Consider the following 10,000-nt stretch of genomic DNA (forward strand, 5'->3'; position numbering starts at 1 on the left):
TTCCTTTGATATATTCCACCTTAGGTTTGTCTAATCTTCCTAAAAACTGACGCGCGTATGAAGATAAACTTTCAACATATCGGCGTTGTCCTTCGGCATAAAGCGTATCAAATGCCAAACTCGACTTACCAGAACCGGAAAGCCCTGTAATAACCACTAATTTATTTCTTGGAATTGCAACATCTAAATTTTTAAGGTTGTGCAATTGCGCTCCTTTAATTAGAATGTTTTTTTTAGGTTCTAAGGTAGAAAAATCAGGTTGTGTCATCGTTGTTTTTAAAAGATTTGCAAAGATAATAATTGTAATTTTATTTACTCCTATTCCTTGCCTCTTTAAATATTAAAAACAGAATGTTTAAATTAGAATAGTTTATAATTAGTTACGAATAGTTGCGATTATTTAATAGTTTGGAATCATATTTAGATTTATTTTTAATGAATAGAAGTTTTTTTTAAATAATTATTTGGATATTAAATAAATTTTATGTTAAATTTGAACTTTAATCTATAAAACAAAATAGCCTATAACACACAATTACTTTTTAGAATCAGAGACTTAAATTAACTAAAAGGTATTGTTATGGCTAATCTTGTACTTCCTGATGCAGTTTTAGTGAAGAATTATATAAGCGGAGATGAGTCTGCTTTAGCTTCATTGATTGAAAGACATCAATCTAAAATCTACGGATTTATTTATTCGAAAATAAACGATAGAGATTTATCGGATGATATTTTTCAAGATACCTTTATTAAGGTAATTAAAACCTTGAAATCGCAGTCGTATAATGAAGAAGGAAAATTTTTACCTTGGGTAATGCGTATTGCTCATAACTTGGTTGTTGATCATTTCAGAAAAGCAAAGAAAATGCCTTTTCAACGCGAAACAGAAGAGTATTCGATTTTCAATTATATGACAGATAATAGTTTAAATATTGAAGGACAAATTATATCCGAACAAGTAGAAACTGATTTAGCTAAGTTGTTAGATGAACTTCCTGCAGATCAAAAAGAAGTTTTAGTAATGCGTATGTATCAAGATCTAAGTTTTAAGGAAATAGCTGATTTAACTGGTGTTAGTATCAATACAGCCTTAGGAAGAATGCGTTATGCTTTGTTGAATTTGAGAAAAATTATAGAAAAGAATCAAATTATTTTGACTAATTAATACTAAATGTAAAATATTGCCGTTATTATGCTATAAATCAAAACATAATTAATGGCAAAACTTTACTCTAAGAAAAAATTAGCATCTCAAAAAATGAAACCTAAAAAAGAAACGATTTTGTTTTTACTCAATTATTCAAAAGCATTGAGTATACATAAAGTGGGAAATTCAAGTTTTGAAATTATCGCTAATTAAGGAAAATGCCTCAAAGAGATTTGAGGCATTTTTTTATTTTCTTAATATTTTCTCCATTGTTTTCCCTTTCGCTAATTCGTCTATTAACTTATCTAAATAGCGCACTTTTTTCATTAATGGATCTTTAATTTCTTCTATGCGATAGCCACAAATAACACCTGTTATTTTAGAAACGTTTTCGTTTAATTTTGGTGCTTGCTCAAAAAAGGTTTCAAAATCTACTTTTGTATCAATTTGCTTTTGAAGGCTTTCCAATGTGTAACCTGTTAACCAACAAATAATTTCATCAACTTCCGCTTTCGTACGATTCTTTTTCTCAGCTTTGTTTATGTAATGTGGGTAAACACCAGCAAAGATCATATGATTTATACTTCTTGATGCCATTTATTTTTTAATTTCATTAATTACACTTTTTCTTCCAATCGTCTTCGTGATAATATCTTTCTCTAAATTCCAGCCACGAGCAGGAGAATATTCTCTTCCGTACCAAATGATTTGTAAGTGTAAATCGTTCCAACATTCCTCTGGGAAAATACGTTTGGCATCTTTCTCGGTTTGTTGTACGTTTTTACCATTGGTTAATCCCCAACGATACATCAATCGATGAATATGCGTATCAACAGGAAAAGCCGGAACTCCAAAAGCCTGACTCATCACAACACTAGCCGTTTTGTGTCCCACAGCCGGTAACGCTTCCAAAGCTTCAAAACTTTGCGGTACTTCGCCATTGTATTTGTCAATTAAAATTTCTGATAATCCGTGAATTCCTTTTGATTTCATAGGAGATAATCCACACGGGCGAATAATTTCCTTTATTTCTTCTACACTCATTTTTACCATATCATACGGATTATCTGCTTTCGCAAACAAAATTGGCGTAATTTGATTCACGCGAACATCTGTACATTGTGCTGAAAGTAACACGGCAATTAGTAATGTATAAGGATCTTTATGGTCTAACGGAATAGGAATTTCAGGATATAATTCATTTAACGTATTTATAACAAATGTTACCTTCTCGCTTTTGGTCATTTTTAACTAAATTTGATTCGTAAAGTTATAAAGTAATAGCGCAATATCAAAATTCATTTTTAAAGATGATTTTTTAACCTTTTAAACTATAAATAAATGACAACATTAAAAGCTGGAGATAAGGCCCCTAATTTTTCAGGTTTAGACCAAAATGGAGCTACTCATACATTAGCTGATTACAAAGGAAAAAAACTTGTAGTGTTCTTTTATCCAAAAGCAAGTACACCAGGTTGTACAGCAGAAGCATGCGATTTAAGAGATAATTATGCTCGTTTTCAAGCAAATAATTACGCTTTGTTAGGAGTAAGTGCTGATAGTGCAAAAGCTCAAACTAAGTTTATTGAAAAATATGACTTACCATTTCCGTTATTAGCGGATGAAGACAAATCAGTGATTCAAGCCTTCGGTGTTTGGGGACCAAAGAAATTCATGGGAAAAGAATACGATGGTATTCATAGAACTACCTTTGTAATTGATGAAAACGGAATTATTGAAGAAGTAATTTCCGATGTAAAAACCAAAGCCCACGCTGCTCAGATTTTAAAATAATAAAAAACCATTCGCCAAGGCGAATGGTTTTTTTAAACAAACTAAACCAATTAATTGCTGTATTAGAAAGCGTATTTGTTTTCGTTAATAATTTTTGCAGCAATTTTTTCACGAAGTGCTACCACATTTGGCATGTTCGTATATTTTGTAAAACGTTTTAATCCCATTAACATCATACGTTGTTCGTCGCCTTCAGCAAAAGAAACGATTCCTTCTTTTCCTTTTTGGTTTACGATATCTACTGCATGATATAAGTATAATTTTGCCATAGCAATTTGCTCCTGAACTTTGTCTTCGCCTTCTTTTTTAGCTAATTTCTCCGTTCTAAGAATAGTACTTTCAGCCATATAGATTTCGATTAAAATATCAGCAGCAGCCATTAATAATTGTTGGTGTGATTCTAATTCTGCTCCGTATTTTTGAACTGCAGCACCCGCAACCATTAAGAATACTTTTTTCAATTTGGCAATCATTTCTTTTTCTTCAGCAAATAATTCTGAATAATCTGGAACATCGAATGATGGAATTCCCATTAATTCTTCTGCCACAGCCATTGCTGGACCTAATAAATCAACATGACCTTTCATTGCTTTTTTCACTAACATACCCACAGATAACATTCTGTTGATTTCGTTAGTTCCTTCGTAAATTCTTGCGATACGAGCATCTCTCCAAGCACTTTCCATAGGAGCGTCTTCTGAGAATCCCATTCCACCAAAAATTTGAATTCCTTCATCTGTACAGGCTTGAACATCTTCAGAAACTGCTACTTTTAAGATGGAACATTCGATTGCGAATTCTTCAACACCTTTTAATTCTGCTTCTTGGTGCGAATTTCCTTCGCTTACTCTAATATTAATTCTGTTTTCAATATCTGCAGCTGCTCTGTAAGTTGCACTTTCACCAGCATAAGCATTTGTTGCCATTTCAGCAATTTTAGCTTGAATTGCTCCAAAACTTGAAATAGGCGTTTTAAACTGAACTCTTTCGTTAGCATAATGTACCGCTCCAGTAACTGTTCTACGTTGTGCTTCTAAACAAGCAGCAGCTAATTTAATACGCCCAACATTTAAAGCATTCATCGCAATTTTAAAACCTTCGCCACGACCTGCCAACATATTTTCTACTGGAACTTTTGTTTCATTAAAGAAAACCTGACGAGTAGAAGAGGAGCGAATTCCTAATTTGTGCTCTTCATCACCCATTGAAATTCCATTTGAAGGATCATTTTCAACGATGAAACCCGTAATGTTTTTATCGTCTTCGATACGAGCGAAAACAATCATTAAATTACAAAAACCAGCATTTGAAATCCACATTTTTCCACCAGTGATTTTATAATGTGTTCCATCTTCTGAAAGAACCGCTTTTGTTTTTCCTGAATTTGCATCAGATCCTGCACCTGGTTCTGTTAAACAGTAAGCTCCAAACCATTCGCCAGATGCTAATTTTGGTACATATTTTTGTTTTTGCTCTTCAGTTCCGTATAAGGTAATTGGCATTGTTCCAATTCCAGTGTGCGCTCCAAAAGCAGTTGAAAACGAACCCGTTGCTCCTGAAATATAATCACATACTAAAACGGTGTTTACGAATCCCATTTCCATTCCGCCATAAGCTGCAGGAACAGCAACGCTTAAATAACCTAATTCTCCAGCTTTACGCATGATGTCTTCGGTTAACGCATAATCTTTCTTTTCGAAACGTTCTTTGTTTGGCCAAATTTCTTTGTCTACGAATTCGATAACCGAATCACGCATCATTACTTGTTCTTCATTGAAGTCTTCTGGTGTGAAGATGTCTTCGCATTTTGTTTCTTTTACAAGGAATTGTCCTCCTCTGATGATATCTGACATAACTTATTAAGTTTTATAGTTTTATTTTAAAAATTCGAAAATTCCAGCTGCACCTTGACCTGTTCCAACACACATTGAAACGATTCCGTATTTGCTGTTTCTCATGCGCATTTCGTCAAACAATTGAACTGATAGTTTAGCACCTGTACAACCTAGTGGGTGACCTAAAGCGATAGCTCCACCGTTAACGTTTACGATTTCAGGATTTAAACCTAATTCTCTCACTACAGCTAATGATTGTGCTGCAAAAGCTTCGTTTAACTCAATTAAATCGATTTGGTCTTGTTTTAATCCTGCTTGTTTTAATGCTTTTGGAATTGCGGTAACAGGACCAATTCCCATGATTCTTGGTTCTACACCTGAAGCAGCGTAGCTTACCATTCTTGCAATTGGTTCCAAGTTTAATTCTTTCACCATTTCTTCACTCATGATTAAAACGAAAGCTGCGCCATCACTCATTTGTGAAGAGTTTCCAGCCGTAACCGAACCATCAGCAGCAAATACAGGTCTTAATCCTGCTAAAGCTTCTACTGAAGTTCCTGCTCTTGGACCTTCGTCTTTATTTACTACATAAGATTTTGTTTCTTTCTTACCATTTTCATTGATAAATGTTTGTTCTACTGTGATAGGAACAATTTGTTTATCGAATTTACCTTCTGCTTGTGCTTTTAAAGCTTTTAAATGCGATTGGTAAGCAAATTCATCTTGGTCAGCACGAGAAACGTTGAATTGTTTTGCAACAGCTTCAGCCGTTAATCCCATTCCCCAGTAATAATCTTCGTGACCTGCAGCGGCAACTTTATAATCTGGTGTTGGTTTGTAACCTCCCATTGGAATGTAACTCATGCTTTCTGCACCACCAGCAATGATACAATCTGCCATTCCTGATTGAATTTTAGCTGTCGCCATTGCGATAGTTTCTACTCCAGAAGCACAATATCTGTTTACTGTAACTCCAGGAACATCCGTAATTTTTAATCCCATTAAAGAAATTAAACGACCAACGTTTAAACCTTGTTCTGCTTCTGGCATGGCGTTTCCTACCATCACGTCATCAATACGTGTTTTGTCGAAATCAGGCAACTCTTTCATCATGTGTTCGATGGTTTCTGCTGCTAATTCGTCAGGTCTTTTGAATCGGAATAAGCCTTTTGGAGCTTTTCCAACTGCTGTTCTATATCCTTTTACTATATATGCTGTTCTCATTTCTTAGTTTCTTAATGGTTTCCCTTTGGTTAACATGTACTGAATTCTTTCTAAAGATTTTCTTTCTCCAGTTAATGATAAAAATGCTTCTCTTTCTAAATCCAATAAGTACTGTTCAGAAACTAATGTTGCTTCTGATAAATCACCACCAGCCATTACATAAGCTAATTTGTTAGCGATTTTCTTATCGTGTTCAGAAATGTATTTACCCGCTTCCATTTGGTCAGTTCCTACTAAGAACATTCCTAAAGCTTGTTTACCTAAAACTTTGATATCTTTTCTTCTTACTGGTTGCGTATAACCTTGTTCTGCCATTTGTAAAGCTACTTGTTTGGCTGTTGCAATTTGGCGGTCTTTGTTCACGACAACAATATCTCTTCCTTTTTGTAAAACTCCAGTATCAAAACCTTCGTAAGCTGAAGTTGCTACTTTTGCCATACCAACAGTTAAGAAATATTCTTGAAGAACATTTAATTCCACGTCGTTTTTACGGAATAAATCAGATGCTCTCAAAGCCATTTCTTTAGAACCACCACCACCAGGAATCACTCCAACACCAAATTCTACTAATCCGATGTACGTTTCTGCTGCTGCAACTGCTCTGTCAGCGTGCATTGTTAATTCGCAACCACCACCAAGAGTCATTCCGTGAGGAGCAGCGATAACTGGAATAGCTGAATAACGACAACGCATCATTGTGTCTTGAAACATTTTAATGGCCATGTTTAATTCGTCATATTCTTGTTCGACAGCCATCATGAAAATCATTCCCAAATTAGCTCCAACAGAGAAATTTGCGCCTTGATTTCCAATAACTAAACCATTGTAGTCTTTCTCAGCGATATCAATAGCTTTGTTGATTCCTTGTAAAACGCCAGCACCAATAGAATTCATTTTTGAAGTAAATTCTAAATTGATGATACCATCGCCTAAATCAGTAATGATTGCATCGCTGTTGTTCCATATTTTTTTGCTTTGGCGAATGTTATTTAAAATAATGAAAGCATCTTGACCAGGAATTTTCTCTACTTTTTTATTAGTGATAGAGTAGAAGTGTGTTGCTCCATCTTTAATCGAATAGAATGAAGTGTTTCCTGAAGCCACCATATCCGTTACCCAAGAAGCTGGTTGGTAGCCTTCCGCTTTCATTAATTCGATTCCTTTTTCAACACCGATAGCATCCCAAATTTCGAATGGACCATTTTCCCAACCGAATCCTGCTTTCATAGCATCGTCAATTTTGTAGAAAGCGTCAGTGATTTCAGGAATTCTGTTTGAACAGTATTGGAACATAGAAGCAAAGTTTTTTCTGTAGAAATCACCTGCTTTGTCTTTTCCAGTAACTAAAACTTTAAATCTGTCGATTGGTTTTTCAATCGTTTTGGTTAATTCTAAAGTCGCGAAAGAAGCTTTTTTATTGGCTCTATATTCTAATGTGTCTAAATCTAAGGTTAGGATGTCTTTTCCTTCTTTTTTGTAGAAACCTTGTCCGGTTTTACTTCCTAACCATTTGTTTTCCATCATTTTGTTAACAAATTCAGGAAGTTTGAATAATTCATGCGCTTCGTCGTTTGGACAATTTTCATAAATTCCGTTCGCTACATGAACTAAAGTGTCTAAACCAACAACATCAACCGTTCTAAAAGTAGCTGATTTTGGACGACCAATTACTGGTCCAGTTAATTTATCCACTTCTTCAACTGTTAATCCCATTTCTTTTACTTGGTGGAACAAACTTTGGATTCCGAAGATTCCAATTCTATTTCCAATAAAAGCTGGAGTATCTTTTGCAACAACTGAAGTTTTTCCTAAGAATTTTTCACCATAACCATTCAAGAAATCTAATACTTCATGCGATGTTTTTGGTCCAGGAATGATTTCAAATAATTTTAAGTAACGAGCAGGGTTAAAAAAGTGCGTACCACAGAAATGTTGTTGGAAATCTTCGCTTCTTCCTTCGCTCATAAATTGAATAGGAATACCAGAAGTATTTGAAGTGACTAAAGTTCCTGGTTTTCTATATTTATCAACTTGTTCGAAAACAATTTTCTTGATGTCTAAACGTTCTACAACTACTTCGATAATCCAATCTGCAGTTGCAATTTTCGACATATCATCTGTAGTATTACCTGTAGTAATTCTTGAAGCAAAACTTGGATGATAAATAGGTGAGGGTTTCGATTTTAAAGCGTTAGCTAAATGATCATTTACTAATCGATTTCTAACGGCTTTACTTTCTAGAGTTAGTCCTTTTTTCTGTTCGGCTTCGGTTAGTTCGTTTGGTGCGATGTCTAATAGTAAGACTTCAACCCCAATATTAGCAAAATGGCAAGCTATACCACTTCCCATAATCCCGGAACCAATAACAGCAACTTTTTTAATATTACGTTTCATGTTGTTGATAGGTTTGTTTTATTTGTCGTTATAGATTTTCTTATCGGTAATTAATTCGTTTATAATTTCAGCAACTTCCATAAAGTGTTGTAATTTTTCTTCACTTACATGTTGTTTTACTGCTTCATTAAAACGAAGTACAGTTTCTTTAGAAAGTTCTCTTTTTTCTTTCCCGTCTTTTGTTAATTGAATGATTACCCCTCTACCATCAGTTGGGTTTTTTTTACGAGTAATCAAACCTCTTTCTTCCATAGATTTTAAGGTTCGGGTTAAGCTTGTTGCTTCCATTCCCATTTTAGGTCCTAGAGTTGTAGATGGTGAACCTTTTTCTCTGTCTATGCTTAACAATGCAAAACCGGTTGCCATTGTAGCACCATATTTTGCTGCTTCTTCATTATACATACGGGCAACTGCTTGCCAAGTTGTTCGTAATGCATAATCGATGGTTTTATCTTTCATATAAGTATAAATCAAATCTTTTTCAAATATAAAAAAAAATACTATGCACGCATAGTATTTTTAACATTTTTTTCAAAATTTAACTTTTTAAAATAGCAAAACCCACGAAATGCGGGTTTTAGCGTTTCTATCCGTAAATTTTTTGATATAAGTCGTTATATTTTTCTTTTATAATTTTACGTCTTAATTTCATAGTAGGTGTTAAGTGACCTGCATCGATAGACCAAACATCTGGTGTAAGTTCAAAACGTTTTACTTTTTCCCAATTCCCAAATTTTTCATTACAATGGTCAATTTCTTCTTGAATTCTATCAATTACCATTTTACTAGCACAAAGTTCTTCATTAGAAGAAAAAGTAGTATTGTTATGTCTGTGTGCCCATTCCGTAACAAATTCAAAATTAGGTTGTATAAAAGCAGCCGGCATTTTTTCGCCATCACCAATTACCATAATTTGCTCGATGAAACGAGATTGTTTGAATGCATTTTCTAAAATCTGAGGAGCTACATATTTTCCTCCAGAAGTTTTGAACATTTCTTTTTTACGATCCGTAATTCTCAAGAAACCGTCGCTATCTATTTCTCCAATATCACCGGTATGGAAGTAACCTTCTTTTAATACATCAGCAGTTTGTGTTTCGTCTTTGTAATACCCCATCATTACATTTGGACCTTTACATAAGATTTCGCCATCTTCTGCAATTTTAACTTCAACTCCATTTAAAATTTTTCCAACGGTTCCTACTCTGAACCCACCATTTCTCATGTCATTTACTGATATTACAGGAGAAGTTTCGGTTAAACCATAACCTTCCATAACTGGAATATTAGCCGCACAGAAGACTTTTGTTAAACGTGATTGTAACGCCGCACTTCCCGAAACTAGTAATTCTAATTCGCCACCTAAACCTTCTTGCCATTTAGAGAAGATTAATTTTCGAGCAATTTTTAGTTTAAATTCGTAGAATGCACCGTTTTGTTTGTAAGGTTTGTACTCCATTCCTAAATCTAAAGCCCAAAAGAAAAGTGCTTTTTTGATTCCTGTTAAATCGGCTCCTTTAGCATAAATTTTGTCGTATACTTTTTCTAATAAACGAGGAACAACCGACATAACGTGTGGTTTTACTTCTTTAAGATTATCAGAAAT

General features: G+C 34.3%; 11 protein-coding genes. 3 read left to right on the top strand and 8 right to left on the bottom strand.

Going from position 1 to position 10,000, the window contains the following annotated elements; translation table 11 throughout:
* Positions 1–268: hypothetical protein (locus tag LDL23_RS10660; protein ID WP_291265684.1), on the bottom strand; the 268-nt coding region annotated here is incomplete at its 3' end.
* Positions 269–580: 312 nt separating this feature from the next.
* Between LDL23_RS10660 and LDL23_RS10665 the strand changes: the two genes are divergently transcribed.
* Entirely contained in the window at positions 581–1,165 is a 585-nt protein-coding gene (locus tag LDL23_RS10665) for a sigma-70 family RNA polymerase sigma factor (RefSeq protein ID WP_291265685.1), read from the top strand.
* A 51-nt stretch (positions 1,166–1,216) separates the two neighbouring features.
* Positions 1,217–1,360, top strand: a complete 144-nt coding sequence (locus LDL23_RS10670; protein WP_291265686.1) for a hypothetical protein — start codon at positions 1,217–1,219, stop codon at positions 1,358–1,360.
* A gap of 33 nt (positions 1,361–1,393) precedes the next feature.
* Here LDL23_RS10670 and LDL23_RS10675 read toward each other — a convergent pair whose 3' ends face one another.
* Complete coding sequence (locus tag LDL23_RS10675) at positions 1,394–1,744, bottom strand: DUF2200 domain-containing protein (protein WP_291265687.1); 351 nt, start codon at positions 1,742–1,744, stop codon at positions 1,394–1,396.
* A complete protein-coding gene (gene nth, locus LDL23_RS10680; protein ID WP_291265688.1) occupies positions 1,745–2,392 on the bottom strand; it encodes an endonuclease III in 648 nt (215 codons plus the stop codon).
* Between the two features lie 96 nt (positions 2,393–2,488).
* Here nth and bcp point away from each other — a divergent pair, with 96 nt between their 5' ends.
* On the top strand, positions 2,489–2,941 hold the full coding sequence (gene bcp / locus LDL23_RS10685) for a thioredoxin-dependent thiol peroxidase (protein ID WP_291265689.1): 453 nt from the start codon (positions 2,489–2,491) through the stop codon (positions 2,939–2,941).
* Between the two features lie 62 nt (positions 2,942–3,003).
* Here bcp and LDL23_RS10690 read toward each other — a convergent pair whose 3' ends face one another.
* The 5 genes from LDL23_RS10690 to LDL23_RS10710 all read right to left on the bottom strand — a co-directional run.
* Positions 3,004–4,794, bottom strand: a complete 1,791-nt coding sequence (locus LDL23_RS10690; protein ID WP_291265690.1) for an acyl-CoA dehydrogenase family protein — start codon at positions 4,792–4,794, stop codon at positions 3,004–3,006.
* Between the two features lie 21 nt (positions 4,795–4,815).
* Positions 4,816–6,000 carry an acetyl-CoA C-acyltransferase gene (locus tag LDL23_RS10695; RefSeq protein WP_291265691.1) on the bottom strand — a complete coding sequence of 395 codons (1,185 nt, stop codon included), beginning with the start codon at positions 5,998–6,000 and terminating at the stop codon, positions 4,816–4,818.
* Positions 6,001–6,003: 3 nt separating this feature from the next.
* Positions 6,004–8,394: a 3-hydroxyacyl-CoA dehydrogenase/enoyl-CoA hydratase family protein gene (locus tag LDL23_RS10700; protein WP_291265692.1), complete on the bottom strand. Its 2,391-nt coding sequence runs from the start codon at positions 8,392–8,394 to the stop codon at positions 6,004–6,006.
* 18 nt (positions 8,395–8,412) lie between these two features.
* Positions 8,413–8,853, bottom strand: coding sequence for a MarR family transcriptional regulator (locus LDL23_RS10705; RefSeq protein ID WP_026726087.1), 441 nt, complete (start codon positions 8,851–8,853; stop codon positions 8,413–8,415).
* Positions 8,854–8,980: 127 nt separating this feature from the next.
* The coding region (locus tag LDL23_RS10710) for an AMP-binding protein (protein WP_291265693.1) at positions 8,981–10,000 on the bottom strand (1,020 nt) is incomplete at its 5' end.

This window comes from Flavobacterium sp. (assembly GCF_020217025.1).
GTDB lineage: Bacteria > Bacteroidota > Bacteroidia > Flavobacteriales > Flavobacteriaceae > Flavobacterium.

Coding starts and splice junctions, on each gene's coding strand:
- LDL23_RS10665 (WP_291265685.1), top strand. CDS start 581: ATGGCTAATCTTGTACTTCCTGATGCAGTTTTAGTGAAGAATTATATA.
- LDL23_RS10670 (WP_291265686.1), top strand. CDS start 1,217: ATGGCAAAACTTTACTCTAAGAAAAAATTAGCATCTCAAAAAATGAAA.
- LDL23_RS10675 (WP_291265687.1), bottom strand. CDS start 1,744: ATGGCATCAAGAAGTATAAATCATATGATCTTTGCTGGTGTTTACCCA.
- nth (WP_291265688.1), bottom strand. CDS start 2,392: ATGACCAAAAGCGAGAAGGTAACATTTGTTATAAATACGTTAAATGAA.
- bcp (WP_291265689.1), top strand. CDS start 2,489: ATGACAACATTAAAAGCTGGAGATAAGGCCCCTAATTTTTCAGGTTTA.
- LDL23_RS10690 (WP_291265690.1), bottom strand. CDS start 4,794: ATGTCAGATATCATCAGAGGAGGACAATTCCTTGTAAAAGAAACAAAA.
- LDL23_RS10695 (WP_291265691.1), bottom strand. CDS start 6,000: ATGAGAACAGCATATATAGTAAAAGGATATAGAACAGCAGTTGGAAAA.
- LDL23_RS10700 (WP_291265692.1), bottom strand. CDS start 8,394: ATGAAACGTAATATTAAAAAAGTTGCTGTTATTGGTTCCGGGATTATG.
- LDL23_RS10705 (WP_026726087.1), bottom strand. CDS start 8,853: ATGAAAGATAAAACCATCGATTATGCATTACGAACAACTTGGCAAGCA.